Annotated in this window: 24 protein-coding genes and 1 pseudogene; 16 read left to right on the top strand and 9 right to left on the bottom strand. The window is 64.0% G+C overall.

Annotated elements, in window-relative coordinates:
* Positions 1-33 precede the first annotated feature (33 nt).
* A complete protein-coding gene (locus tag PIQ37_RS06055) occupies positions 34-1,746 on the top strand; it encodes an ABC transporter ATP-binding protein (protein ID WP_342072760.1) in 1,713 nt (570 codons plus the stop codon).
* Between the two features lie 191 nt (positions 1,747-1,937).
* Here PIQ37_RS06055 and PIQ37_RS06060 read toward each other — a convergent pair whose 3' ends face one another.
* The 3 genes from PIQ37_RS06060 to PIQ37_RS06070 form a co-directional block, all read right to left on the bottom strand.
* Positions 1,938-2,213 (bottom strand): hypothetical protein, encoded by a 276-nt coding sequence (locus PIQ37_RS06060; RefSeq protein WP_017910537.1) that lies wholly within the window; start codon positions 2,211-2,213, stop codon positions 1,938-1,940.
* A gap of 272 nt (positions 2,214-2,485) precedes the next feature.
* Complete coding sequence (locus tag PIQ37_RS06065) at positions 2,486-3,766, bottom strand: phospholipase D-like domain-containing protein (RefSeq protein ID WP_342072761.1); 1,281 nt, start codon at positions 3,764-3,766, stop codon at positions 2,486-2,488.
* Between the two features lie 353 nt (positions 3,767-4,119).
* Positions 4,120-4,350, bottom strand: a complete 231-nt coding sequence (locus tag PIQ37_RS06070) for a hypothetical protein (protein ID WP_342072762.1) — start codon at positions 4,348-4,350, stop codon at positions 4,120-4,122.
* Between the two features lie 190 nt (positions 4,351-4,540).
* On the opposite strand from PIQ37_RS06070, the gene PIQ37_RS06075 reads away from it, so the two are divergent.
* The 6 genes from PIQ37_RS06075 to PIQ37_RS06100 are packed head-to-tail and all read left to right on the top strand — an operon-like array spanning position 4,541 to position 9,071.
* Complete coding sequence (locus tag PIQ37_RS06075; RefSeq protein WP_342072763.1) at positions 4,541-5,050, top strand: ZrgA family zinc uptake protein; 510 nt, start codon at positions 4,541-4,543, stop codon at positions 5,048-5,050.
* Positions 5,047-5,760: an ATP-binding cassette domain-containing protein gene (locus PIQ37_RS06080; protein ID WP_342072764.1), complete on the top strand. Its 714-nt coding sequence runs from the start codon at positions 5,047-5,049 to the stop codon at positions 5,758-5,760. The genes PIQ37_RS06075 and PIQ37_RS06080 overlap by 4 nt, the downstream gene beginning before the upstream one ends.
* A gap of 2 nt (positions 5,761-5,762) precedes the next feature.
* On the top strand, positions 5,763-7,016 hold the full coding sequence (locus PIQ37_RS06085; protein ID WP_342072797.1) for an ABC transporter permease: 1,254 nt from the start codon (positions 5,763-5,765) through the stop codon (positions 7,014-7,016).
* A 2-nt stretch (positions 7,017-7,018) separates the two neighbouring features.
* Positions 7,019-7,615, top strand: coding sequence for a DUF3299 domain-containing protein (locus tag PIQ37_RS06090; RefSeq protein WP_342072765.1), 597 nt, complete (start codon positions 7,019-7,021; stop codon positions 7,613-7,615).
* Complete coding sequence (locus tag PIQ37_RS06095) at positions 7,602-8,252, top strand: DUF3299 domain-containing protein (RefSeq protein WP_342072766.1); 651 nt, start codon at positions 7,602-7,604, stop codon at positions 8,250-8,252. The genes PIQ37_RS06090 and PIQ37_RS06095 overlap by 14 nt, the downstream gene beginning before the upstream one ends.
* Positions 8,253-8,264: 12 nt before the next feature.
* The gene (locus PIQ37_RS06100) at positions 8,265-9,071 is read left to right on the top strand and encodes a hypothetical protein (protein ID WP_342072767.1); all 807 of its coding nucleotides are present in this window, start codon (positions 8,265-8,267) and stop codon (positions 9,069-9,071) included.
* Between the two features lie 83 nt (positions 9,072-9,154).
* On the opposite strand, the gene PIQ37_RS06105 is transcribed toward PIQ37_RS06100, so the two are convergent.
* Positions 9,155-10,072, bottom strand: coding sequence for a LysR family transcriptional regulator (locus tag PIQ37_RS06105; protein WP_342072768.1), 918 nt, complete (start codon positions 10,070-10,072; stop codon positions 9,155-9,157).
* A 137-nt stretch (positions 10,073-10,209) separates the two neighbouring features.
* On the opposite strand from PIQ37_RS06105, the gene PIQ37_RS06110 reads away from it, so the two are divergent.
* The 4 genes from PIQ37_RS06110 (at position 10,210) to PIQ37_RS06120 (ending at position 15,682) form a co-directional block, all read left to right on the top strand.
* The gene (locus PIQ37_RS06110; protein WP_342072769.1) at positions 10,210-11,427 is read left to right on the top strand and encodes an FAD-dependent oxidoreductase; all 1,218 of its coding nucleotides are present in this window, start codon (positions 10,210-10,212) and stop codon (positions 11,425-11,427) included.
* Positions 11,428-11,519: 92 nt separating this feature from the next.
* The gene (locus tag PIQ37_RS20645; protein WP_407136525.1) at positions 11,520-11,774 is read left to right on the top strand and encodes a CPCC family cysteine-rich protein; all 255 of its coding nucleotides are present in this window, start codon (positions 11,520-11,522) and stop codon (positions 11,772-11,774) included.
* A gap of 504 nt (positions 11,775-12,278) precedes the next feature.
* Positions 12,279-14,687 carry a hypothetical protein gene (locus PIQ37_RS06115; protein WP_342072770.1) on the top strand — a complete coding sequence of 803 codons (2,409 nt, stop codon included), beginning with the start codon at positions 12,279-12,281 and terminating at the stop codon, positions 14,685-14,687.
* Entirely contained in the window at positions 14,684-15,682 is a 999-nt protein-coding gene (locus tag PIQ37_RS06120) for a hypothetical protein (protein ID WP_342072771.1), read from the top strand. Before PIQ37_RS06115 ends, PIQ37_RS06120 begins: the two co-directional genes overlap by 4 nt.
* Before the next feature lie 761 nt (positions 15,683-16,443).
* Here PIQ37_RS06120 and PIQ37_RS06125 read toward each other — a convergent pair.
* Positions 16,444-16,620 carry a hypothetical protein gene (locus PIQ37_RS06125; protein WP_342072772.1) on the bottom strand — a complete coding sequence of 59 codons (177 nt, stop codon included), beginning with the start codon at positions 16,618-16,620 and terminating at the stop codon, positions 16,444-16,446.
* A gap of 693 nt (positions 16,621-17,313) precedes the next feature.
* On the opposite strand from PIQ37_RS06125, the gene PIQ37_RS06130 reads away from it, so the two are divergent.
* From PIQ37_RS06130 to PIQ37_RS06140, 3 genes are read left to right on the top strand one after another with little or no spacing between them, the layout of a single operon-like run.
* Positions 17,314-17,730: a HEPN-associated N-terminal domain-containing protein gene (locus PIQ37_RS06130; protein ID WP_342072773.1), complete on the top strand. Its 417-nt coding sequence runs from the start codon at positions 17,314-17,316 to the stop codon at positions 17,728-17,730.
* Positions 17,727-18,272 carry an RES family NAD+ phosphorylase gene (locus PIQ37_RS06135; RefSeq protein WP_342072774.1) on the top strand — a complete coding sequence of 182 codons (546 nt, stop codon included), beginning with the start codon at positions 17,727-17,729 and terminating at the stop codon, positions 18,270-18,272. Before PIQ37_RS06130 ends, PIQ37_RS06135 begins: the two co-directional genes overlap by 4 nt.
* 15 nt (positions 18,273-18,287) lie before the next feature.
* A complete protein-coding gene (locus PIQ37_RS06140; protein WP_342072775.1) occupies positions 18,288-19,223 on the top strand; it encodes a DUF4238 domain-containing protein in 936 nt (311 codons plus the stop codon).
* 99 nt (positions 19,224-19,322) lie between these two features.
* Here PIQ37_RS06140 and PIQ37_RS06145 read toward each other — a convergent pair whose 3' ends face one another.
* The 4 genes and pseudogenes from PIQ37_RS06145 to PIQ37_RS06160 all read right to left on the bottom strand — a co-directional run.
* Complete coding sequence (locus PIQ37_RS06145) at positions 19,323-20,252, bottom strand: hypothetical protein (RefSeq protein WP_342072776.1); 930 nt, start codon at positions 20,250-20,252, stop codon at positions 19,323-19,325.
* Positions 20,249-21,205, bottom strand: a complete 957-nt coding sequence (locus tag PIQ37_RS06150; RefSeq protein WP_342072777.1) for an MvdC/MvdD family ATP grasp protein — start codon at positions 21,203-21,205, stop codon at positions 20,249-20,251. The genes PIQ37_RS06145 and PIQ37_RS06150 overlap by 4 nt, the downstream gene beginning before the upstream one ends.
* Positions 21,205-21,663: a hypothetical protein gene (locus tag PIQ37_RS06155; protein WP_342072778.1), complete on the bottom strand. Its 459-nt coding sequence runs from the start codon at positions 21,661-21,663 to the stop codon at positions 21,205-21,207. The genes PIQ37_RS06150 and PIQ37_RS06155 overlap by 1 nt, the downstream gene beginning before the upstream one ends.
* A gap of 291 nt (positions 21,664-21,954) precedes the next feature.
* Positions 21,955-22,710 (bottom strand): annotated as a pseudogene (locus PIQ37_RS06160) (site-specific integrase); the annotation flags it as partial.
* Positions 22,711-22,871: 161 nt separating this feature from the next.
* Between PIQ37_RS06160 and PIQ37_RS06165 the strand changes: the two are divergent.
* Entirely contained in the window at positions 22,872-24,722 is a 1,851-nt protein-coding gene (locus PIQ37_RS06165) for an FTR1 family protein (RefSeq protein ID WP_342072779.1), read from the top strand.
* Positions 24,719-24,868 carry a hypothetical protein gene (locus tag PIQ37_RS06170; RefSeq protein ID WP_342072780.1) on the top strand — a complete coding sequence of 50 codons (150 nt, stop codon included), beginning with the start codon at positions 24,719-24,721 and terminating at the stop codon, positions 24,866-24,868. The genes PIQ37_RS06165 and PIQ37_RS06170 overlap by 4 nt, the downstream gene beginning before the upstream one ends.
* The last annotated feature ends 30 nt before the right edge of the window (positions 24,869-24,898 follow it).

The following is a 24,898-nucleotide window of genomic DNA, read 5'->3' on the forward strand; positions in this document are numbered from 1 at the left end:
CGCGTCGATGGTCCGCCGCATGGATGCCCACCGATGAGCGCACGCCCGGAGCCGGCATCGCACTTGCTGCGCGCCTTCGTCGCCGTGCTCGGCCGCGGCGAGCGCCTGCGGATCGCCGGGTACGTGCTGCTGTCGCTGCTCGGCGCACTGGCCGGCGCGCTGGCGGCGGTCGCGCTGGTGCCGCTGGTGCAACCCGGCCACGTGCTGACCCTGGCCGGCCACGCCTTGCCGTTGCCGAACGGCTTCCTCGCGCAGACCCTGTTGTTCGTCGCCGCCAGCAGCGGCTTCGCCCTGCTGCGTTGGTGGGGCACACGACTGGCCGCGGACCTGGCCAGCCGCCACGCGCTGGACCTGCGCCGGCAGGTGCATGCGCGGCTGCTGCAGGCGCCGCTGCCGGCCCTGGCCGACGCCAGCTCGGCGGAAATCGCCAACCTGCTCACCTACAACGTCGAGATCGTGGTGCAGGGCTTCAGCGCGCTGCTGCAGTTGCTGGTGGCGGCGATCACCGCGGCGGTGAGCCTGGCCGCGGCGTTCCTGGTCTCCCCGATGCTGGTGCTGGCACTGCCGCCGCTGCTGGCGCTGGGCCTGCTCGCCTTCCGCATCGCCGGCCACGAACAGGCCCGGGTCAGCCGCCAGTACGTCGCCGACATGACCCGGCTGTTCTGGCTCAGCGAGGATTTCCCGCGGCGTCTGCGCCACGTGCGCTCGTTCGCCCGCGAGGCACGCGAGCAGGAAGCCTACGAGGCGATCGCCGGCCGGCTCGCCTATGGCTACGCGCGCCAGCAGGCGCTGGTCGCCTCCGGCCGCCTGTTGCTGGAACTCGCGGCGGTGGCGGCCATCGCCGCGATCATGCTGCTGGCCGGGGTGTGGCACGGCATCGACCGCGGCGCGCTGATCACTGTCGGCCTGCTGCTGGGACGGCTGCTGCCGTACCTGGTCTCGACCCGGCAGAGCGTGCAGCAACTGCGCTCGGCCGCGCCTGCGCTGGAATTGTGGCAGCGCTACGTCGCGCTCGGCACGCTGCCAACACCACTTGGCACTGTGGCGGCGCAGTCCAGTACAGCGACGGAAGCGACGGCGCCGATCCAGATCGCACGCATCGGCCTGGCACCGCCGCTGGCCGCGGTGGCCTTGACCGGTCTGGTCCTCGCGCCAGGCACGCTGACCCTGATCAGCGGCCCATCCGGCGTCGGCAAGAGCAGCCTGATGGACGCGCTGGCCGGCATGGTCGCGCCACCGCAGTTCGCCGCGCACTGCGACGGCCGTGCGCTCGACTTCGCCGGCTACCGCGCCGCGCTGCAGCCCTTGGCCTATGTCGCCCAGGGCGTACGACCCTGGCAGCACAGCGTGCGCCACTGCCTGGCCTGGGCGGCGCCGGCCGCGAGCGAGGCCACGATGTGGGAAGCTCTGCGCGACGTCGGCCTGGCCACGCGCCTGCAGGGCGGCGCCGGCCTGGACACCGCCGCGCACGGCGCCGGCGCGCGCCTGTCCGGCGGCGAACTGCAGCGGTTGCTGCTCGCCCAGGTGCTGCTGCGGCAACCGCGCGTCGCCTTGCTCGACGAAGCCACCAGCGCGCTCGACGCCGTCGCCGAACAGCAGGTCCTGAGCACGTTGCGGCGGCGGCTGCCACAGACCGCCCTGGTCGCGGTCTCGCACCGCCTCGGCCTGACCGCCATCGCCGACCAGTGCGTGATGGTGCAACGCGGGACCGTGTCGCCGCTGCTGTTGGCTGATCGGGCGTCCTGAGCCGACAGCATTCCCTCAGCGTCGCACTCATCAGCAGGGGCCGAACTCCGCTCAGCCCGCTACAGCCCACTGCTTCTTATGCGTCAGGCAGTCGGATATTTGGGACCAGCAGAAAAACAAAACCCCGCAAGCGGGGTCTTGTTCCTAGGCCATGCCATCTGGACAGGCAAGGCTAAATGGCCACACGCCCCCTACGGGATGTCGCACTTCATCTTTCCATCCACGTAGTACGGCTTGGGGACGTCCGGATTCTGGCTGGTCTTTTCGAACACCACCTCGAACGAGTTGGGGTCCGGCTTGCCCTTGCGTTCAGTGCAGGCGTCCTGCAACTTCTTCTTGACCGCGGCGATGCCGGCGTCGCGGTTGGCACCGTCGGCGCTGTTGGTGAGATTGGCGACCTCTGCGAAGGCCGGCGAGGCAAGGCCCAACAAGCTTCCTGCGAACACGAGTGCGTGCAGCGTCTTCATGGCGTCTCCTTGTTTTGATGTCCGTACGCGGTGGGAGGCGTGCGTTGCAGCGCATGCGGCAATGCCCGGCGCCGCGGTCGCCCTCCAGCGCGGAGCCAGGATAGGGAGCGCTGGTTAAGGCTTCGTGGGGACGGCCGCGGCAGATGCCGCGGTGCCATCCGCGCACCCAAGGTGCATTTCGGCTGCGCGCTCCTGCCGAGACGCGATGAAGCGCGCAGTGAGCCAGGAACTGCCAGCCCTGAAGGTGCGTGCGGCCAACGCGACAGCAAAGGCTACTCAGTCCGCGGCGCCTCGTAGTTCTGCCCAGGCTGCAGCGTGGTGACGTAAGGGCCGTTCCAATCGCGGTCGAAGATGCGCGTCAACGTCTCGGCCGGCCCCTTGCCCTTGACGAACACCGAAGCGTCCACCGCGGTATTGAAGTAGCTCCATTCCCAGTTGCCGGTGCCGATCACGCTGCTGCGGTCGTCGGCCACCGCGTACTTGGCGTGCTCGACCCGCGCATACGGAATGAAGCCCTGCGGCGCCGGCGGCAGGCGGCTGAACTTCACCGTGATGTTCGGCAGCGCGGCCAGGCTTTTCAGGTAGGCCTGCATCGGTTCGCGCAGCGCCCAGTCGGCGACGATGATGTGCACCTGCACGCCGCGCGCGGCGGCGTCGCGGATGGCGCTGTCGACCGGTGCCCACCAGCCCTTGGGCCCGAAGCTGCGGATCGCCGACAGCGTCATCACCTGGATGCGCAGCGCATGCTGGCTGGCGCGGATCATGTCGACGAGGGCCGGCTCCTCGGCACTGACCCACGCCGGCTGCAGCGCCGGCGGGCTGAAGGCGGGGAAGGCGACCAGCGGCGCGTCGCTGCCGGCATCCAGCAGCACCGGATCGGTGGCGGTGACCGGGGCGAAGTCCGGTGGCTGCACGCCGCGCGCCTGCGCCTTGGCCAGATTGCCTTCATCGGCCAGGCGCCAGCTGTAGTCGAAGCTCGCGGCGAAGGTCTTGGCGAAGCGCGCGTCATCGATGCGCGCGCCGATCTCATGGATCTGCTCCAGCGCCCGCCAGTCCCAGTTCTGGCTGCCGACGAACACGCTGGCGTCGTCGACGATCATGTACTTGGCGTGCAGCACGCCGCCGGTCAGCGTATCGACCGGCAGCACCCGCACGGTGATACCCGGCACCTTGCCCAGCCAGGCGACGCTGTCCGGGTTCTTGGCCAGGAAGGTGTGGTCGACCAGCAGGTGGACCGCCACCCCGGCGCGGGCGCGGGCGGCCAGTGCGTCCAGTACCGGCGTCAGGCCGGTGCCCGGCTTCTCGGAGATGTAGAACGCGGCGATGTCGATGCGCTGCCTGGCCCCGTTGATCATCGCCAGCCAGGTCTGCTGGGTGCGCGGCACGCCGGGTTCGCCGTAGATGCTGGCCTCGGGCACGCTCTCGACGATCTGGAACTGCGAGGGCTGCGGCCGGGCCTCGGCGCCGGTGGCTGCCGACAGCAGCAGGCAGGCCATGGCGGCGGACAGGAAGCGGCGCGCGGGATGCGCGCTGGCGATGGAAGCGAGAGGCACGTTGGGTGTCCTTGCGGGAGCGTGGGAAGTGGATGCCGGGCGGCAATGCGCGTGCATGCTACCGGCAGCTGTCGTAGCTTGGCAGCCTGCTTTGTAGCGCACGTGTCAGTGAGGTGGTTCCGGCTGAGTTGGCGTTCCCTTCAAGGGGCGTCAGCGCTTCGGGGCAGAGCGCACCACCAATGCGCGCCGGCCGCGTCCGGCCTCATCGCTTGACGACTTACTGCCCTGATTGGATCAGGACGTCGCCATGCCGAGACGCATCGCGTTCAGTACGCCAGGCCGTGCCGCGTTCGCAGAAGGAATGCATCGCCGTCCGACGGCGACCGCGGCCGCGTCCTGCCGCGCCGGAGGCTTTACGCGCGACCGTTTGCGAATGCGGCCTGCGCCTGCGCAAACCACTGCAGCACCTGCTGGCGATGCGGCTCCCCCCAGCAGCGCACGAACTGCTGGGTATGGTGGTCGGTGAGGTCGTTGAGCGCGGCGATGCGTTGCGCGATGTAGGCAGGCTCCAGTGGCAGGCCGCAGTCGACCTCGATGCAGTGGCGCCAGGCGGTGTAGCTGTCGGGAATGATGGAAGAAGACATGAAGATCCCTGGAGTTCGGCGCCCATCGCGGCACAGGGCCGCCGTGCGAGGCGCGCCGGTGGTGGCCGGATGCGAACCGCGGCTGACTGACGGCAACGGCAGGCTTGCACCCGCGCTCGATAGTTCACTAATGTTATAGTGTAACTCAACTAATGCACTGCATATGCGACCTGGCATTCCCCTGATCCTGTTGCTCCTCTCCGCCAGTTCGCCAGCCACCGCTGCGATCCGCCACCACGGCCCGCACGTGCACGGCCAGGCCAACCTGGAGGTCGCCGTCGAGGGCACCGCCGTGGACGTGCAGCTCAGCGCGCCCGGCATCGGCATCCTCGATTTCGAACACCCGACGCGCGATGCCGGCGAACGAAAACGACTCGATGCCGCGGTCGCCACCCTGCGCGGTGCCGGCTGGTTGCAGTTCCCGGTCGCGGCGGCCTGTTCGCTGCGCAGCGCGCAGGTCACCACCGAGGGCTACGACGTGGCGATGGCCGATCCGGACGAGCCCGGCCACAGCCATGCCGAGTTCCACGCCCGGTACGCGTTCAGTTGCACGCAGCCGGCGCGGCTGGATCACCTGCAGGTGCTGTTGCCGCAACGTTTCCCCGGGCTGCACACGGTGCTGGTCGATGTCGCCACCGCTGCGGGCCAGGGCCGCACCGAGGTCGTGCCCGGGCAGACCCGGGTGAAGCTGCCGGAATGAACCAGCACCACGTCGTCGAACTGACCGAGGTGCGCTTCGGCTATCCCGGTGCCGCCGCACCGGTGCTGGACATCGCATCGTTCGCGCTGCCGCGTGGGCAACAGCTGTTGCTGCGTGGCGCCAGCGGATCGGGCAAGAGCACCTTGCTGGCGTTGATCGCCGGCGTACTGCAGCCCACGGCCGGCTGCGTGCGCGTGGCCGGGCAGGACCTGGCGACCTTGCGCAAGGCCGCACGCGACCGCTTCCGTGCCGACCACTGCGGCGTGGTGTTCCAGCAGTTCAACCTGCTGCCGTTCCTGAGCACCCGCGACAACATCGCGCTGGGCCTGCAGTTCTCGGCGCGCCGCGGTCGATTGGCGGCGGGCACGCAGGCGCTGGACGCCGAGATCGAGCGGCTGATGGTCGCGCTGGGCCTGGACGTGGCGGCACTGTGGTCGCGACCGGCCGCGCGCCTCAGCGTCGGCCAGCAACAACGCGTGGCCGCCGCGCGTGCGTTGATCGCGCGGCCGCCGTTGCTGCTCGCCGACGAACCCACGTCCGCCCTCGATCCGGTCGCGGCGCAGGCCTTCCTGCACCTGCTGTTCGCCGAGTGCCGGCAGGGCGGCACCAGTTCCATTGTGGTCAGCCACGATCCATCGATCGCGCCGCTATTCGACGCCCAGGCCGACCTGGCCACGCTCAACCGCGCCAGCGTCGGAGGTGCACGATGACCCTGTTGAAGCTGGCCCTGGCCAGCCTGCGCAGCCGGCGCCTGGGCGTGGCGTTGACCGTGCTGGTGATCACCCTGAGCGTGACCCTGCTGCTGGGTGTGGAGCGGATCCGCACGCAGGCGCACGAAGGTTTCGCCAGCACCGTGTCGGGCACCGACCTGATCGTCGGCGCGCGCTCGGGCCCGGTGAACCTGTTGCTGTACTCGGTGTTCCACATCGGCGACGCCACCAACAACGTGTCTTGGAAGAGCTACCAGGACCTGAGCGCGATGCCCGAAGTGAAGTGGGCGGTGCCGCTGTCGCTGGGCGATTCCTACCGCGGCTACCGCGTGGTCGGCACCAGCACCGGCTTCTTCGAGCACTACCACTACGGCGCCAAGCACCCCCTCGCGTTCGCGCAGGGCAGGGCGTTCGACGATCTCTACGATGCGGTGATCGGCGCCGACGTCGCCGCCGCACTCGGCCGCCACCTTGGCGACGAGATCGTGCTGACCCACGGCACCGGGCGCATCAGCCTGGCCAACCATGCCGACAAGCCGTTCCGAATCGTCGGCATCCTGCGCCGCACCGGCACGCCGGTGGACTCCAGCGTGCTGGTCTCGCTGCAGGCCATCGAGGCGATCCATATCGACTGGCATTCCGGCGTGCGCCTGCCGGGCCAGCACGTCAGCGCCGCGCAGGCGCGGGCGATGGACCTGACCCCGGACACCATCACCGCCTTCATGCTTGGCCTGAAGACCCGCATTTCCACTTTCTCGGTGCAGCGGCGCATCAACGAGTACCCGGAGGAAGCGATGCTGGCGATCATGCCGGGCGTCACCCTGCAGCAGCTGTGGGGCACGCTGGGCACGGCCGAAGGCGCCTTGCGCATGATCGCCTCGCTGGTGGTGCTGCTCGGCCTGGTGTCGATGGTCGCGCTGCTGGTGGCCACGCTGCAGGAGCGCCGACGCGAGATGGCGATCTTGCGCGCGGTCGGCGCACGGCCGCGCGACATCGCCTGGCTGCTGCTGTTCGAGGCCGGCCTGGTCACCGTGGTGTCGTGCGCACTGGCGCTGCTGGCGGTGACCGCGGCCAGCTGGCTGGCGCGCGGCTGGGTGCTCGATCATTTCGGCCTGGCGATCAACCGCATCGCGCCCAGCGCGGTGGAGTGGGGCTGGCTCGGCTGCGTGCTGCTGGCCGGCGTGCTCGCCGGCATCGTGCCGGCGCTGCTGGCCTATCGCCGCACCTTGGCCGATGGCCTGTCGCCGGAGTTGTGAGCATGACCCGCTGGATCCTTCCCTTGCTGGCGCTCGCACTGCTGTGCGGCTGCAACCGCCAGCAACAACCCGCCATCCCGGAAAAAGCCCAGACGACAGCGGCGGCGCAGCCAGCACCAGCCAACGACGCCGCGATCAATCCGCCGCTGGGCGACCCCGACGCCGACGGCTATCGCGAGCTGGACTGGAGCGCGATGCTGCCGCCCGCCGAGTTGAAGGCGCTGGAAAACAGCGACGAAGCGCCGGTCAACCACACCGGCAAGCGTGCGATGCCGCAGACCGGCACCTACAACACCGTGGCCGCCGTGCTGGCGCGCAAGGTGCGCCTGCCGGGCTACGTGGTGCCGCTGGACAGCGACGACGCCGGCCGCGTGCGCGAGTTCCTGTTCGTGCCGTACTACGGCGCCTGCATCCACGTGCCGCCACCGCCGCCGAACCAGATCGTGCATGTGCGCCTGGACACGCCGATCGACCCGCCCGACATGTACAGCCCGTTCTACCTGACCGGTCAACTGCGCGCCGAGACCCTCCACGGCGAACTCGCCGGCACCGCCTACACGATGGAGCAGGCGCACCTGCATCCCTATGAAAAAGGCTGATCGCCATTTCCTGCTGACTGGAGCGCTGTGCCTGCTGGCGGGCTGCCACGGTGATGGCGGGAAGCAGCCGGACGCCACGCCGACACCATCGCCGGCAGCGACGCACGCGACCGCAGCCGCCGACGCCGTCCCGGACACAGTGGAACGCTGGGAACAACTGGCACCGGCCAACGACATCTACCAGCGCCCGCCGCCGCGGATCGGCACGGCGTGGCGAGGCGACGCCGCGGTGATGGACCAGGCGGCGCCGGTCGACGATGGTCCCTCGGTGGTCAACGGCATGCCGATCGACCATTCCGGCACCCAGCGCGCCGCGCAGTTCGGTTCGTCGCAAGTAGTAAAGGGCCTGGAAGGGAAGCGCTTCGCCCTGGACGGCTACATTGTGCCGCTGGAAAGCGACGACCAGGGCAAAGTCAGCGAACTGCTGTTCGTGCCGTTCTATGGCGCCTGCATCCACGTACCACCGCCGCCACCGAACCAGATCCTGCACGTGGTGCTGCGCACCCCGATCGACGTACCGGAGCTGTGGGACCCGTTCCACCTGCAGGGGCGGCTGCATCTGGCCGACTTCAAGGCCGATATCGCCAATGCCACCTACGAGGCGGAAGACGCCACCATCGCTCCGGTGCAGGGCTGAGGGCGCGGTCCGATGCGCCTGAAGTCGCCGATGCGTTTGGCGATCGCGATCGCCGCCTGTGGCGTCGTCGTTGCCGGCGGCGTGCTGTTGGCATTGCGCACGCACGGTCACGTGGCACCGACACCGCGTGCTGCTGCGACCACGGCGATCCACCCGCCAACTGTGCCCGCATTTCAGGTCGCGCCATTGTCCGAACATGCAGCCGACAAGCGCATCACCGCACTGCTGCACAGCGATCCCGCATTCGCGCGCGACGCCACATTCCTGATCGTGGCCAGCGTCCGCGAACGCTGCGCACCGACCCATTCTGGCGAACTGGCGAAGATGGCCAACCGCGCGCGCCTGCCGGTACTGGTCGCAACATCCGAGGTCACGACGCGCGAACCCGACCTGGACCATCCGATCTACCAGGCGATCCAGCGCATCGCCGCCGCTGCGCCCTGCGGCCGCGCGCTCGACCTGACAGCGACCGGCTTGCCGCTGCAACTGGATCCGGAACGCTACGCGGCCGCGTTCCCCGACAGCTACTACCAACCCACGCTGGACACCGTGCCGCACGAGTACGCCGGCCAACCGCTGGCCACCCGCGCCGCGCAGGAATGCCAGTCCATCGCCTACGCTGTGTTACCGCTTGGGCGGGATGGTTGGCAGTGCAGGGCGCTCTGGTCCGGCATGCGCCCGCGGATCGTCAAGGCCTGCGAGCAGGCCCGCAACGAAGGCGGGCAGGGCGCGGGTGACGCGATTCCGCCGGAGGTCGCGAATCGGCTGACGCCGGTGGTGGCGGGTTTGCTTGAGAAGTTGCCGGAGTCCTGTCGCTGAGCGCGCACGCGTGCTTTTGCACGGCGGAAGCTAACGGCTGCGAACGGCAGGAGTTGGCAAAGACAGAAGTTCGCGGATGGGCCTTACTTTGGCTTGCCCCCGAACGCCTGCAGCCGCACCTGGATGAACTCCAGCAACGCCCGAACCCGCGCAGTGACCGAATGACGGTGACTGTAGGCGCCAAGCAATTGCAGCGGTGCAGGGCTTAGATCCAGCGGCACTTCCTGCAACCGGCCTGCGGCAAGATCTTCCTGGCATGGGTATGCTGCAACGATCGCGAAGCCAAGCCCCTGACGCGCGCCCGCCACCGCAAGTTCCCCGCTGTTGACGCGATAGCGGCTACGCACCGGCACCTTCACGATCTCGCCTGCAGGATCGAGAAACTGCCAGGGCTGGCCCTTCAGTGCGCTCACGGTGGTGATGCAAGGCAAGGACTTGAGTTCGCGCACGTGGCGCGGCATTCCGGTTTGGGCCAATAGCGCGGGGGACGCGACCACGATACTGGGCAACGTCGCCAGTTCTCGGGTGATGAACGCACTGTCATCCTGACGCCCGCGGTGGAAGACGATGGAGAGGTCCATGTCCTCGCGCAACACTTCCAGGCCGGTGAGGCGCGTGTCGCATTCCAACTCAATGCCAGGATGAAGACTGCAGAATTCGGCGAGGATAGGCGCGAGCAGCCTGGGCGCTTCGTTGGGCATGCACATCCTGAGAGGCCCCTTCAATTCGCCTTGTACTGCGCCTAGCTCCTCCTCAGTGGACAACAAGACGTCGAGGACCGGTTTGGCGCGCTCGTACACCAGCCTGCCGGCTTCCGTCATGCGCAGATGGCGCGTGCTGCGTTCCAGCAAGCGCACGCCCAACCTGCGCTCCAGTGCCGCGACGTGACGGCTGACGTTCGACGACGGCAGGGCCAGCAGGCGCCCCGCGCCGGAAAAGCTCTGCTCGTCGACGACGGCCACATAGACGCGGACTGCATTCAGGTCGAGCTTGCTGCGCACCGTTATCCCACCTGAGGTATGAAAGCCCGCCATTTTTGCATGCTAGTTTGCGCAATTGGTGGGCACCAAGATGCACTCCCGTCCAACGGCTGACCTTCAATGGCACGCCGGGACCAATTGAATCGGGATGCATCGGCATGGAGATCGGAATACTGGGCGGCGGCATCGCAGGCTTGAGCGTGGCTCTCGCGTTGCACAAGCAGGGGCATACCGTCCGCGTCTATGAACGTCGCAACGGGCCGGCCACCATGGGCGCTGGCGTGACGCTATGGCCCAACGCGGGCTTTGTGCTGCAAGAACTCGGGCTGTTGGAGGATGTCGGGGCAGTAGGCGGTCGGCCATTGTCGGTACACCGCAAAGACGCAGCGGGCAACGCGCTGGGAGGCCTGGACATCACGCTGCTGGACCGACTCATGGGCTACCCGACCCATACGATCCTGCGTCGGGACCTGCAGGGGGTATTGCTGGACCACGTGGCACACGCTGGTATCCAGGTGGAGTTCGGGCATCGGGCGGTCGCGATTGATCTGGATGCCGACGACAAGGCCGTGGCGCGGTTCGAGCACGGGAAGAGCATCCGTCCAGATCTGCTCATTGGTGCCGACGGCCGCATGGACTCGGTCGCGCGCAAATTCGTCGCAGGGGACAACACCCCCATCTACCAAGGGTTCGTGAACTGGATCGGCGTTGCACAAGGCAATGGCGCGTTGCTGAGCGACATGGCGATTCATGACTACTGGGGGTCTGGCGACCGTTTCGGCTGCGTCCCGATCCGGACGGATCTGGTGTACTGGGCTGCCGCGCAAGCTCGGCCATTGCCCGAGGCGACGCCAGCAGCGGAGATGCGCGAGGAGGTGATGGATCTGTTTGCAGGATGGCCGGAGCCGGTCGCCCGCCTCATCGAAGCCACGCCGGCGCACTCCATCCAACTGATCGCCGTGCACGACGTGCAGCCGCTGCACACGTGGAGCCGAGCAAATGTGCTGCTCGTCGGCGATGCGGCGCACGCGCCGCTACCAACCTCGGGTCAGGGCGCCTGTCAGGCCTTGGAAGACGCCTGGCATCTGGCGCGGTGCCTCGAAGCGGCCGGCGGTGCGCTGGATCGAGCATTAACGCGTTTTGCCGCAGTCCGCGCACGCAAGACCACCAAGCTGGCAGAGCAGGGCAGAATGTTCGCGCGCGGCCTTTTCGCCCAAGACCCCGAAACCTGCCGTCTTCGCAATGAGCGCGCCAAGGCGTCCGATCCATTGCGCGATGCGCAGGCCATGGCGGCGGGATGGTCGCAGGGGTTGCCGATGGCCGACTGCACAGACGCGGCGGCGGCGATCGGTGTTGGCAGTCTGTATCGCCTATAAAAGGTAGTCTTGATCCAAGCGTCGCATGGCATCTCCGCTACAGGATGCATTTCCATTGGATCCGGGGATCCATTTCACTGGGTAGCTGCGTCATGCTGATCAAGCACCTCCCACCGCGCTGCCCCTGCTGTGGCTACAAGACGCTGTCCGAGCGAGCGGCATTTGAGATTTGCGCCGTTTGTTTCTGGGAAGATGATGGGCAAGATGACGATGATGCTGATGCGGTACTAGGCGGCCCGAATGGCAGCCTTAGCCTCACACAAGCCCGAGCCAACTATCAGCAATCTGGCGCGTCCCGTAGACAGGATCTCCTATATGTACGCCCACACTTAGATGAAGAGACGTAAAGTGGGGCTAAGCAAATCCGGCTTCTAGGTTCGGCTTATGCCGACATCCTGAGCGGCGGGGAAGCGATTAGGGAGATTTATCGGAGGCAGGGGAGAGCGGCTTCCGATCTATTCCGTTGAGAAACTCGGCCCTGGAATTGGGGCCGCCCTGTGATCCGACAGCCGGGACTGGGCTTGTTCGATCCGAGATAAGGCAAATCAGGGTACATAAGCTCGCTGCACTTCTTAGCTCGGCACCGCAATTTCTACTTACCGGCCCTTTGGCATCAATCACGCTGCCATCCTGCGCAGTTGCTACGAATAGGAATCGTCGCGCGCACCTTTCAGGCGGCGAGGCGGATCGGCGTCGGGCCACCCACGATCTGGCGGTCAACGGGTCTCGCTACGCGTGTTCTCGTGTACTGAGCCCGGCGGTGTTGCTATGGCAGTTCGGTCTGCGTATTGGCACAATCTGTTTGTTGCAGCATACGCTGTTGGCCAGGCCGAGGAATAAGGGGGGGAAGGATGTCCACTGTTGATGCCAAAACGCACCAGAGCCTCATTGAGCTTCGAGGGCTTGCTAAGGCTTGGCATTTCGCCAGAGCCGAGGATGCCTTCAAGATCATCGTTCTCGGCTCAGACCACGCGACGCTTACGCTTATATCCCACGACCTATGGGACGTGCTTGAAGAGTTTCATAAGAATCGCAAGAGTGATCTAAGTCAGCTTCTCCAGCAGGCACTGGAGCGGGGGCCACGCCACGCGGGCGGACAGTCTGGCGAACCAGCACAACCCCAGATTACGTCGGTTTATGACGGCTATCAGCGCCAGATGTCTGAGCTCTCAGGAAGGCATATCTTTCAATGGGCGACCCACTATCGAGAGAACTGCGCGTTCATTCTCAAGGATGTCGTCAAGCGGCTTTCGGCCATGCACGACAACACGGAGGCCGAGGATCGTATCCGCGAGATCTTCGCCGAGCACTCTCGTGAAATCTTCTCGAAAGGCTATGAGAAGATTCTCGAGCGAAGGCTGGCACATGAGATAGGCCTGGCGAAGTCACTACGAGGACTTCAGCAGTTCATGAACGTCATTGTGGGCGTGCTTAGAGATCAGCGAGAGAACGCACCCTCCAAGATGTATGCCGCCATGTATTGGGATATTGCCTCAGCGATGATCTCCGGCATCCTGCTCGGCTACCGCGATGTGGCCGTAGGGAAGCTAGTGGGAGAGGAGCTGCTGAGCGACTATCTGAATGCTTGGATCCCAACGCTGGGCTTCTGTCGCGGACGTCACGCCATTCTACTGGCTGAGCAGGGGCGTTCAGTTTTCAATGGCAGCGAAGCGTCCGTTTGCTCACTTCTGATGGGCGTAGATCGATGGGCTTCGCAGGCATCCACTCCCGCGGTGATGCCCAAGTACAGCCGTGTGGCTATCGGTCTAAGCCGGTTGGATATCACCTACAGCATGGGGGTAGATCGCGTAAGTAGGGATATCGTGGCTTCGGCCTTCTTTGGAGCCCCTTTGTACTTCAAGGATGACCTCGCCGATGCCATCGCGCTGGCCGATGTGGTAGTCGCCGAACTGACCCCTGACACACGGGAGTGGGTTGACAGCAGCGGCACCAATGAGGTCGTTGACTCTTCGGACGTGCAAGGACAGGTCGCCGGCTTTGCCGATTTGGCGGAAACCGTCTCAGCCAAGCTGACATCTCGTTCGGCCCCCTCCAACGCCAAGTCGCTATCTGGACGCCTTCCTAGAAACTATGCAAAGGACTTCCCGCTTGACGATCCGCTTTTCCGGGAGGGCCACTACGAAGTCGAACGTCACAGCGTGAACCGCATCATTCAGGGCCTTCAGCGAGGGATTGGTGCCTACGTGTGGTGCAGTGTCAGGCGCTCGGGAAAGACGACCTCTGCGGAGGCCATCGCCGGGCCATCCGGGGAAAGGATGATCGTCCTTCAGACCATGGATCATCGGCCAAACTCCCCCGAGCTCAATGTTATGAGCGCCCGCATCCGGGCCGTGCTCGAAGAGGGCAATGCCATCCCGGAGACGTTCTTCGCTGAACTGGTGAAGGACTGTGTGGCAGCAACTACCCAAGCCAATGCCCCGCGGCGGAATCTTGTGCTGATCATTGATGAGTACGAGACGCTGTTCGATTTGATTGATACCTATACCGAGCGGGCGCCTGGCCTAAAAGTGCTAGTCGCTCTGCCGCTTATCAGTCAGATGCTGGGCTTCTCCATGAAGAACACGCTTCTCTTCATGGGCCAGCGCCCCGACGCACACATGATTCTGCTCAGTCAGAATCAGCTTAGCCCCAATGTGCGCCAGTACGCCTTTCCTTTGTTTGAACATCAACCTGGAACTCCGTCCGAATTTGCGACACTGGTATCTCGCATTCTTGGCGAGAATCTGAGGGTCGCAGATTCGTTCATCGAAGCGGTTTATCAAGAGACCAAAGGGCACCCGTACCTCACCGTCAACATCCTCGTGGACTTCTGCGAGTGGCTAATGGAATCGACGAGCTTTGAGCTGGGCTCCGAGCTTGGCGGGCACACTTTCGTGGACTTCTCTCGCGAGCGTCTGGACCTGGTTGTTCTGAGGAATAGCCCGCACTATCGCCTTTTTCATAAGATGCTTGCCGAGTTCAGCTCTGAGCGAAGCCGCACGCAAGAACCATGGCTCTACTCGGTGACCAGCATCCTACGAGACATCGTGAAGCGTCATCCAAAGCGCATGAGCTGTTCTCTTGCCGCGTTCGATGCATTCGCAAAACCATACGAGGATCTGGCCAGAGCGCCGTCTCGACAGCTTCTGGCGAGTGCGGCCATGGCCAACTTCTTTAGCGAGTCCAACGGGACTGTCTCGGCGGGCATTCCGCTGATGGCGCGTCTGGCCGCCACAGCAACTTCGAGGGTACTGTCTTGAGTATTGTGAGCGCCGAACGAGCGATTGAGCTGATTTCCCTGGCCCCCTGGCCGGATGACGACGTGCTTCGCGTGTTCTGGCTGCAAGTCGAAGGGTCTCGTGAGCAGATGGCCGTATCTCTTCGCACCACGCTAGGAAAAGAAGAGGTCTTTGCCGTTGTTGTTCGAGATGACTCTTTCAAGATTGCAAACCGGGTACTTGCCGATATAAACCTCCTGCTGGAGGCGTGTAGGGATCAGCTGGTCCAGGCGAAAGAGAGCAGGGCCGAGAGAGTGACGATTGTGGTCCTGGTGAAGGAGAGCTTCAGCAGGGCTCAGGTGGGCTCACCTATTACTTTGCCTGCCTGGTTTCCCGTCCGCCCCGGCCTGCATACGCATCTGTATCTTACAGACTTGGTCGGCTTGTCCAACGGCACGCCGCTAAGTGGCCCCGAGGCGCAGGTCGATCGGGTGGCGGAACTGGTGTTCCACTTGGAGCATGCCCTGGTGGACGCGCTTCAAACATTGCAGGCAACCGATCCTTCGCGAGCAGAGGGATTCCTTTGCAATCTTATGGACAAGAGTACCGTAAACGTAGCGCAACGCATCGACAAGTATCGTGCGCACTTGAGCAGCGTCGGTCTTCCCCGTGGCTATCGACCGAATGCATCGGAGGCCACGAATTCGATAGTCTCCGACATGTTGAGACTCTTTCTTTCGCGCAGTATCGACGACACGGCAAAGGCCGCCAAGCAACTTGGCGGCCACCTTCCCAAAGCCGCCAGGCTTTTGAAGCCGTCCTATCTCGGGGTGGCGCTGCGGCCACGGGGCGCGCACGTGGTTAGTACACGGAACTGGTTCGCGTTGATTGTCGGGGTATATCAGTCCTACCAGCTCATGAATGCAGCGGCGCATGCGGGGGACTACGGGCTTTACCCGCCCGCACTGGTGCACTACAGCAGTTGCGATCTTCAGCTCTTCTTGGAGGGTGCACACGAGCTATTGGCCTACGAGTAGCATGCTGCGCCCCAGAGCGACGGGTACAGGCGTATGGAGGACGAGGGTCAGAACAAGATTAGTGCGAATTCGTCCTTGTTGCGGCCGCTTTACCCCGTCGCCGACTCATTCACGCTGCTGCGCTTAGCGCTGCACATCGGGACCTCAACATTGCCGGAATGACCCACATGAGCCACGGAACCCGGCCCACTCGATAAAACGCCGGAAGAGTCCTGGCGCTTTTGCGATGATGGTATTCCGCTTGGGCACGACCACTATGTCCGCGCGCCGCTCGATGCCGGCCACAATGTCACGCGCGACTGCTTCGCGCGAAACCATTTTCCAACAAGCTTTGTCATTTCCACCCCACGAGGGACGGCATACGAGATCGGCGACCACGTCTTCCATCATCGGGGTGGGGAAAAGATGCCATGCACGCTGCCGACGCCTACGCCCAAATGCCGCAATTCGATGCGGATGCTGTCGCACAGAGCCCAAGACGCAGGCCTTGCTGGAGGTGTAGGACGCCTGGAGCGGCGAATGGACGAAGGCGGCCATCTATGAAATGCCCATGAGGTAGCCGCGACGCTCCTGCACGCAAGGCAGGCAGGCGCGGAAGGTGCGTCAGATACCGGTGAGGTTGATGTCGATGACGCGCTCGAACGCCTCCGGGTCGAGTGTGGCCATGGGTGCCATGGTGTCGATGCCCGTGTCGGCGATCATCGCATCGATGTGGCTGCCGCCTCCAGGTTCTGCATGCTGTGCACATTGGCGGTCCAGACTCAGACCAGGAATGGGCCACCCAACGCATCTGCCTGCGCTTCGACCTTGGCCACGTCTAGGTCGACAATGCCCAATGGCCCCACCTGGGCGAACAGCGCCGTTGCGACCTTCGATCCCAGGCCACCAGTGGAGCCGGTAATGCCGGCGACGCGATGGGTTAGATAATATTTCGACATGGTTCATCCTTCCGAGGTGGGATATGGCGCTGGAGAAAAGCGAGTGGAGCGGCCGCCGCTCTCTCGAAGGCTTCGCCGTGGCCGAGGCACTTTTTCAGCGCCCTGATTCGGCCTTGAGCCGCTGGATCAGGACACGCATTTCCTGGTTTCGGCTCAGCATGGCATCGGTCAGTACACCTAAGAGACCGCGGAAGAGCGAGAACGGAACCCACCGCCATGGCGCGTAGATGTGAGGTCCGCAATGAGGCCCCCGACCGGCTGCTGGCCCGCGTCGCGGGGCCTGAGCGCGCGCCCGGTAGTGGCATGGCTCGGGCTCAGAACACATAGGCAACTGGCGAGCTATGGTCTGTTGCTGACATCGATGCGCTAGCGCGGGTGCCCATCTGCGGGCGCCCCAGGGCTATGCTAGGGCGAACATCGCTGGGTGATCCGAATGGGCGTAGTCAAGACCGACTGGATGGAGGCCGAAGAGCGTGGTTGGAGTGGCGTAGACAAAGTCGTTTGTTCAGGCTGTGTCGACGATTCGACTCTGAGGCGGGTCGTGCGGTGCGCCGCACGATCGGGCAGGTGCGATTACGGCGGAAACAGGAGGAAGGTCGCAGCAGTCGAAGCGCTGCAGGAAGCCGTGTATGCCGCGGTGTGAACCTACTACCACGAACCCACGGACGCCGGCGTGCCATGGATCGCGGGTTCGTGATCGATCCGATCGACATCGAGGAGGTCTTCTACAGCCTGAGTTTCGATGGTCACCCGGATCTCATCGCAGATATCGTCGATGCGGATATGGGAAATGGCTGGGTGGCCGCAGCGGACGGGCATTGGGCCTCGGCCCACGATCACGAGGTAATGCTCGGGTCGTGGGCGTCTTTTGTTGAGGTGATCAAGCACAAGACGCGATTCCACTTCGGTTCCGTGGGCGAGGTCTCCACAGCTGGCGCGCAGGACGTCGAGCCGCGCCACATGCTGGGTGTTCTCGGCAAGCGCTTGCGACCGTACGTCCGCCAGGTACCGGAAGGCACGCGCGTGTTCCGGGCGCGCATGAAGGAGAAGGGGATATCTGGAGCCCGTGTGCCAAGGAACTGGGAGCCCCTCCGCGTGCAGGACGCGTGAATCCGGCGGGCATTCCGTACCTTTACGTCGCGTTCGACACCAAGACCGCGCTGCGGGAGATCGGGGAGCCGACGGCAAAGACCGAAGCGACGTTCATGGCGACCTTCGAGCTGACCGAGCCATTGCTGGTGATTGACTTGACGCGCCTGCCGCCACCGCCATCCGTGTTCGACCTCGAGAACAAGGATGAGCGCGAGAAGCTGTTGTTCGCCAGAGGCTTCGTTGACGCGATCTCCAAGCCTGTGATCAAGAACGGGCAGGAGCGCGTGGAGTACGTGCCTTCGCAGGTAGTCTGTGAGTATCTGGCGCAGGTGTTCAAGCCGCGGGAGAAAGCCAGTCTAGGCGGCCTGATATTTCCAAGTTCCGTACGCGAGGGCGGCAGAAACTTGGTTGTATTCCCCCGCGCAACGCGGCCTCGATCGATGACCGCGACTGGAACACCTTTCGGGATAGCAGTGCGATCTGGGATCGGCGTCCACTCGGTGGTTAGTGGCGGCACGAAATCGCGGGTGCGGCAGGCTTCGCCGTTCCAGCCCTTTTAGGTTCAAGTCTCTTACATGTCTAGCCAAGACATCCCGCAGAATCGCCCCAAGCACCAGCACTGGGTTCCGCAGTTTTATCTGCGCTACTACGCGACGCCGGAGACCCGCAAAACCAAACAGCCGAAAGTCTGGATATTTTCGAGAGATGAGTCAGATGGGGATGAGAAGCTAACGAACATCAGGAATGTCTGTGGTCAGCGATACCTCTATTCACCGGCTATCGGGGCAGGGGAGCGAGACTGGACACTTGAGGATCTTCTCAGGGATCTTGAATCTGATCTTGCGCGGATATGGCCTGCGCTGGCAGAAGACTATGTTGCACTCGATGGCACCAGCTTACGCAAGATCGTGGCGCTTTTCCTGGCCGTGACCTACCTGCGTCATCCCGACGTTCGTGCGCAGACGGAATCGATCCACGCCCGTCTTGTGGAAGCTTACGATGCCGCGCCAAAGCGGCCGGATGGCACGCCGGATGTCGAAGCCATGGAGAGCAATGGAAAAAGCTACTCTGTGTCGACCGAAGGTTGGCACGACTATCGAGCTTGGGGGAAGGCCGAGCACGATCGCTTCTTTGCACATCTGGTTCGTTCGAATGCCATCCGGATTGCAGAGCATCTGATGCAGAAGCGGTGGTCGATCGTTGTTGCGAACGAGGACGCCTTCATCACCTCGGACAAACCCGTGGGGCTGCAGCACGAAACCAAGGAGAAATTCGGGATCGAAGGTCAAGGAACGATCATCACGTTCCCTATTAGCCCCACACGCCTCCTTGTCCTCGACGACATGCACTCCGAGCCCGCCAATCAGTACTACCTGCTGAAAGAGGGCAACGGAGCGGCGTTCAATTTCACCATATGGCGAAGTGCAAGTCGGTTTCTCATCACAGGTCGATCCGTACCTGAGGTGTTAACAGAGATGCTTTCATTGGACGACGGAGACGCGGCGACCTGATCCAAGCCATCGTGCATTAGCGAGTTATGCAAACAATGGTGCCGGTGCGCTATGCGACCGCTTACGGCACATGTCGATAATGGCGATGGAAGCCGAACATCAGGGCTGTTTGCTAGGCTCAGCGCGTTTCGAAGTGACTGGTGTCTCGGGGTCTTGATTGGCCGCTGGATCAGTCGAAGGGTTGCTCATATGATTTGCAGAAAGGTATTGGATCTCAAGCCGCAATTTGCCCAAATCCTCCTGCATCCTGAGCTGTTCGGCGCGTAGCACCTCTGTTTGATCGACTTGGTCGATCAAGGTTTCTAGCGTTCTGTTCAGTTGCGACAGCGCAGGATCCGGGGCGGATTTCTGGCGACCGGTTGCCGCGGCGATGCCTGGAACCACCACCGCGCCTGCCAACAGGACGAGAGCAACCGAGATTGCCAGGAACATCTGCGATGCGCGGATGAAGTTCGCGACATGGTCGTTGAGCGCCTGTTGCTTGATATACACGTAGAGCAAGCCGCGTCCATGGAAATCGTCGGTCGCCCTCCTGAAGGCGCGGGAAACAACGACGCTATCGATGCCAAGTTCCTCGCGTTCTCGAACGGACATGGCTCGCAGGATGGCGAGAAAGCCCATCACCATACTGGCGATAGCCAGCGCGACTAGGAGCAGGCAGGTATGCCTGACCCACGCTGAGATCGACGGCTCCTTGACGATGAAAGCCGACAAGGCGACGACGATGGGTGCGGCAATCCCTAGGCCGGAAAGCGTCGCCGTCGATTTCTGCTCGAGGTGCGCAGAGCGTGTCCTCGCGGCGTCCCATAGTTGTTCGATCCGCTGCAGCAACTTCGGACGGATCGTACCCTTCGGCGAGTTCGTGGTGATGCTCTGTTCCGGGGATGGAGCCGTGCCGTACGCAGATAGTGTATGGTGCAGCAACACGAAGAAGGTCGCTATGCTCTTCTTCGCGGCATCAACATATGTCCGAAAAGAGACCGGAAGGCGGCTCGGTGGTTTAGAAAGGTAGTCCCGGGCCTGGCTCATGGTCCTTCCTGGTGTTGAGGATGGAACAGATCGATGAAGGCATCGCGCAGGGGAAGGTCGAGTTCAAGTTCCAGCCATGCCCATTCGCCAGCTGGATTAACTTCAAGGAAGAACAGTTCACCCTCCGGCGATTGGACGAAGTCGAAGGCGCCATAGACCAGATCTAGCGCTTTCAACAGCTTCTTGCAGTTGTCGACGACTGGCTCGGGAAGCGTGCAAGGACGATAGATCAGATCATTGGGGCACGACCTCCAGTCGATTTCGGCATCGGGGGCTGTTTCGATGGCGACGGGGAATGCACGGTCTCCGATGACAGTCAGCCTGATGTCCAAGCCCTTGGGTACCAGCTTCTGCAGCAGCGTTGGGAATGCGCATGAGGCCATCTCAGCAAGGTCGTCCTCCATGACCTCCCAAGTGCGCACGGCGAACCATTGCGACCGTGTGGCGACGAGGCCTTGGGAGATCGGCTTGCAGATGATGCGTCCATGCTGCTTCGCGAAGGACTGCAGCTCTCTAGGGTCGTTGCTGATGATCGTGGCCGGGATCTGAAGGCCGTAATGCGGTGCCAGGGCGAGCTGGCGCACCTTGCGCTCGGCGCGCTCCGTTGCGCCGATGGGGTTCACCCACCTGACACTTCCGGTTTCAGGCAACAGGCCTTCTAAGAGATAGCGAAGCTCCTGCGCCGCGAATCTCCTGAAATCCTCCGGTACGTCTTCGAGGCCGACGGGATGGATGGCACGTCGATACCAGACGGCGTCGACACTGGCCAATGGTGCCTCCCTGAACTCGCTGCGCAGCAGTGCGTCGATGCCGGACGAATCACAGTGGATCGAGTACCTGAGATTAGCGGCATCCTCGGAATCCAGCCGGAAGTAGTCGATGCCTTTCTCTTCCAGGCGCGTGATCATGAAGTCGGCGGCGAGATCGTCCCGGTTGCTAACGATCAGCAGCATCAGTACCGGCCTTCATCACTAATGCGTTCCGATTGATCGTGACCTTCGCTGGTGGCTGTAACGACGGTCTCTCCAAAATCGGAGGCACGCACGGATTCGGACTGATCGACGCCTTCTGAGGTTTCGGTCATGACGGTCTCGCCCCAATCGGAGGCGCGGGTGCCCTCCGATTGATCGATGCCCTCGGAGGTTTTGGTTGTGACAGTCTCACCCCAGTCGGAGGCACGGGTAACCTCCGATTGGTCGACGCCCTCGGAAGTTCTCGTTGTTATGGTTTCACCCCAGTCGCTGCGCTGGCGGCTGTTTGGGCGCACATGCTCCGCTACTACCGGAAGTCCGGAGTCCCTAGAGATCCAGAGTTGGCGCATTGGATCGAATACCCGGCTTGGGTCAGGTACGTGTCCCGGTATGGGCTTTCGAGACTTCAGCACGAATGGCTGGCGACGCGACTCATTCATATCGGCTCCCGTTAAACAATCAATCTGGCAACTATGAATCGTACGACACGGTAATGCGACGCAAGGGGTGACAGGCCGGACAATCAGAGTCCGACAAGTGTGTTGCCGGATCGCTGGCCGCACCGTTTGCTTGGAAATACTCCACAGCACTGGCACGGTCCGATGAGCGGTCAGGTCCAGGAGCCCCCCTGCCGGCCTCTGAGAATTCCGCTGATCCAAGGGTAGCGCGCCAATCTGGTCTAGATGACCACTTCTGGCCAAGTCGCACCGATGTTAAGAGCCTAGGGCAGGTCAGTATTCCAGTAGCCGAGCGGCGGGATTCATCGCAGCGCCGCCCGATTGGAAATACCCCACTAGGCTCGACGCCGACCGATGCTCGGTCAGTTGCATGATAGCCGGCAGCGCCACGCCTTGACGGCTGGCCTCAGTCACGAACCCCGAGCGCAGGCTGTGCCCCCCGAAATCTCCCTCCAGCCCGGCCAATCGCGCCCGCCGCTGTACGATCTCGCCTACCGCGGCCGGAGACAGGGCAGGGCCGACGCGCTGCTTCCACAGCCGTCGGAAGATCGCCCCTTCGGTGACCCCGGCTGCGTCCAGCCAGTCCTGCAGCGCGAGGGCGGCCCGATCGAGCACCGGCTTGTCCGGGGTCGAGCTCGCGGTGACGCCGGCCTGCTGGGTCTTGCTGTGCTCCAGGCGGTAGATGTAGCCCGCCTCGCCGATCCGGCGCAGGTCGCGCAGGTCGGCGGCGGCGATCTCACTGCGCCGGCGCCCACCGCTGGCAAACCCGAAGCAGAGTAGGGCGCGATCCCGTATTCCTTCCAGGCTGTCGTCGCAGGTGGCCAGCAGGGCTTCCAGCTCAGGCAGGGTAATCGCAGTCTTCTTGCGCGGCCGCTCGCCCCGTTTGACCGCGGCTCGGGCGGCGCGGCTGAGCACGGTGCGGATCGCTCGCTGTTCACAGGGATTGGTCGCCTGTTTGAGCCTGTGCGCGGTGGACAGCACAGCGACCCGATGCCGCACGGTGGCCAATGTCCATGGCCCAGCCGTAGCGCGCCGTATGCCAGCCGGCCAGACGCTATACTCAATAAATGATAACAACACCCATTCGCAGCCTCTTGCGCCGGCTAGCTCCGCTTTTATGGGCCGGCCTCCTCGTTTGGGTCCCGGCCTACGCCGCCGACGGCAGCGCGACGGTCTCCCAAACGTGGCAGATGCTTGATTACCTGGCGACCGACTACGCCGGTGCCGTGGGTGCCGATGGTGCGGTGCGCAGCACCTCCGAATACGCGGAAATGCGCGAGTTTGCCGCGACCACGCGAGGACGCATCCAGGGGTTGCCGACGAACGCTGCCACACCCGTGTTGCGGTCGCAGGCGGACCAACTGGTCGCCGCAGTCGAGGTCAAGGCCGTGCCGGCGGTGGTCGCCGCGCAAGCGCATGCCCTGGCGGACGGGCTCCTGGCGGCTTATCCGATACCGACTGCTCCGCCGCGCGCCCCGGACTTGGCCCGTGGGGCCTTGCTGTACCAAGCGCAGTGCACGGCATGCCACGGCGCGACCGGTCACGGCGACGGACCGGCGGGTCTACTGTTGAATCCGCGCCCGGTCGATTTCACCGATACGGCCCGCGCAGACCAGCGCAGTCCCTTGTCGCTGTTCGAGGTGATCACGCAGGGCGTCGAAGGGACGCCGATGGCCGCCTATGACCAACAGCTGTCTGACGAAGACCGCTGGGCACTGGCTTATTACGTAGGAAGCCTCGCTTACGGAGATCACGCCGCGCTCGGCGAGCGCTTGTGGCACACGGATCCGACTGCCCTCGCGCAAATCAGCGACTTGAAGGAGTTGTCGCAAACCCGTGTCGCCCAGCTCAGCGCTGCCGTGGAGCGCGCCCAGGCGCAGGCCCTTGTCGGTTACCTCCGTGCGCATCCGGAGGCCTTGCAGCAGGCCCTGAGCGGGATCCCGCTGGCGCGTGGCCGGCTCGCGGCGAGCGAGCGCGTGTATCGCGCTGGCGATATCCGCGAAGCCACGCAACTGGCGCTGTCGGCCTATCTGGATGGCGTGGAACCGGTGGAGCCGCACCTGAATGCCCGCGATGGCGCGCTGCGCAGCCAGATCGAAACCGCGATGGGCGCTTACCGTACGACGTTATCCAATCACCGGCCTGCCGCCGAGGTCGCCGCTCAGGCTCAGGCTCTGGATCGGCTGTTGGCCCGCGCCCAGGACCTGGTTGCCGATGCGACGTCCGACCCTGCGTCCACGTTCCTGGGCAGTTTCACCATCCTGGTTCGCGAGGGCCTGGAAGCCTTGCTCGTTGTCGTGGCGCTGCTGGCTTTCCTGCGCAAGGCCGGGCGTCCCCAGGCCGTGCGTTACGTGCATGCCGGTTGGGTGTTGGCCTTGGTCGCCGGTGGCCTGACGTGGGCTGTGGCGCGTTACGCCATCGCGATCAGCGGCGCAGGGCGTGAACTCACCGAAGGCCTTTCGTCGCTGTTCGCCGCCCTGGTCCTGCTGAGCGTGGGGCTGTGGATGCATCAGAAGAGCGTCGGTGGCCGCTGGCAGGCCTATCTCAAAGCGAAAATGACGGCGGCGCTCGATCGGCGTTCGGCCTGGTTCCTGTTTGGTCTGGCCTTCCTTTCGGCGTATAGGGAGGTGTTCGAGACCATCCTGTTCTATGCCGCGCTGTGGAGCGAGGGCCAGGGCGGGTGGCTGCTAGGCGGCATGCTGGCCGGTGCGGCCGTCCTGGGGCTGATTGCCTGGGTGTTACTGCGGACCAGCCGGCGCCTACCGATCGGGCGGTTCTTCTCGGCAAGCTCCGCCCTGATCGCGGTGCTCGCCGTGGTGCTGACAGGCAAGGGCGTCGCGGCGCTGCAGGAAGCGGGATGGGTCGCGGTGTCCCTGGCACCGGTGCCGCATATCGAGTGGCTGGGCCTGTATTCCACCTGGCAGTCGCTGCTGGCCCAACTGGCCGTGATCCTCGTCTTGGTGGTCGGTTTTCTCATCAATACAGCGAAAGGGCGCTTGGACGGACTCGCTGCGCTTCAACCAAGGGAAGAGCGCTCATGAGTGATTGCGGCTGCCATGCCGAGGGGACGAATGAACGCGAGCGGGGCGTGTTGCGCCTTGCTCTGGTGCTCAACGCGAACATGTTTGTCCTGGGCGCCATCGCTGGTGTGATCGCGCAATCGATCACTACAGCCAATTTCGCATAATGTATCTTATGTAAAAATCAACCAGGCCCG

Origin of the sequence: Xanthomonas protegens, assembly GCF_038442435.1 — a bacterium.
In the GTDB taxonomy this organism is placed as follows: domain Bacteria; phylum Pseudomonadota; class Gammaproteobacteria; order Xanthomonadales; family Xanthomonadaceae; genus Xanthomonas_A; species Xanthomonas_A sontii.

Excerpts from the sequence above, each read along its gene's own strand:
- PIQ37_RS06055 (WP_342072760.1), top strand. The coding sequence starts at position 34 with ATGAGCGCACGCCCGGAGCCGGCATCGCACTTGCTGCGCGCCTTCGTC.
- PIQ37_RS06060 (WP_017910537.1), bottom strand. The coding sequence starts at position 2,213 with ATGAAGACGCTGCACGCACTCGTGTTCGCAGGAAGCTTGTTGGGCCTT.
- PIQ37_RS06155 (WP_342072778.1), bottom strand. The coding sequence starts at position 21,663 with ATGAATGAGTCGCGTCGCCAGCCATTCGTGCTGAAGTCTCGAAAGCCC.
- PIQ37_RS06095 (WP_342072766.1), top strand. The coding sequence starts at position 7,602 with ATGAAAAAGGCTGATCGCCATTTCCTGCTGACTGGAGCGCTGTGCCTG.
- PIQ37_RS06100 (WP_342072767.1), top strand. The coding sequence starts at position 8,265 with ATGCGCCTGAAGTCGCCGATGCGTTTGGCGATCGCGATCGCCGCCTGT.
- PIQ37_RS20645 (WP_407136525.1), top strand. The coding sequence starts at position 11,520 with ATGCTGATCAAGCACCTCCCACCGCGCTGCCCCTGCTGTGGCTACAAG.
- PIQ37_RS06110 (WP_342072769.1), top strand. The coding sequence starts at position 10,210 with ATGGAGATCGGAATACTGGGCGGCGGCATCGCAGGCTTGAGCGTGGCT.
- PIQ37_RS06115 (WP_342072770.1), top strand. The coding sequence starts at position 12,279 with ATGTCCACTGTTGATGCCAAAACGCACCAGAGCCTCATTGAGCTTCGA.
- PIQ37_RS06140 (WP_342072775.1), top strand. The coding sequence starts at position 18,288 with ATGTCTAGCCAAGACATCCCGCAGAATCGCCCCAAGCACCAGCACTGG.
- PIQ37_RS06125 (WP_342072772.1), bottom strand. The coding sequence starts at position 16,620 with ATGTCGAAATATTATCTAACCCATCGCGTCGCCGGCATTACCGGCTCC.
- PIQ37_RS06150 (WP_342072777.1), bottom strand. The coding sequence starts at position 21,205 with ATGCTGCTGATCGTTAGCAACCGGGACGATCTCGCCGCCGACTTCATG.
- PIQ37_RS06090 (WP_342072765.1), top strand. The coding sequence starts at position 7,019 with ATGACCCGCTGGATCCTTCCCTTGCTGGCGCTCGCACTGCTGTGCGGC.
- PIQ37_RS06070 (WP_342072762.1), bottom strand. The coding sequence starts at position 4,350 with ATGTCTTCTTCCATCATTCCCGACAGCTACACCGCCTGGCGCCACTGC.
- PIQ37_RS06170 (WP_342072780.1), top strand. The coding sequence starts at position 24,719 with ATGAGTGATTGCGGCTGCCATGCCGAGGGGACGAATGAACGCGAGCGG.
- PIQ37_RS06165 (WP_342072779.1), top strand. The coding sequence starts at position 22,872 with ATGCTTGATTACCTGGCGACCGACTACGCCGGTGCCGTGGGTGCCGAT.
- PIQ37_RS06080 (WP_342072764.1), top strand. The coding sequence starts at position 5,047 with ATGAACCAGCACCACGTCGTCGAACTGACCGAGGTGCGCTTCGGCTAT.
- PIQ37_RS06145 (WP_342072776.1), bottom strand. The coding sequence starts at position 20,252 with ATGAGCCAGGCCCGGGACTACCTTTCTAAACCACCGAGCCGCCTTCCG.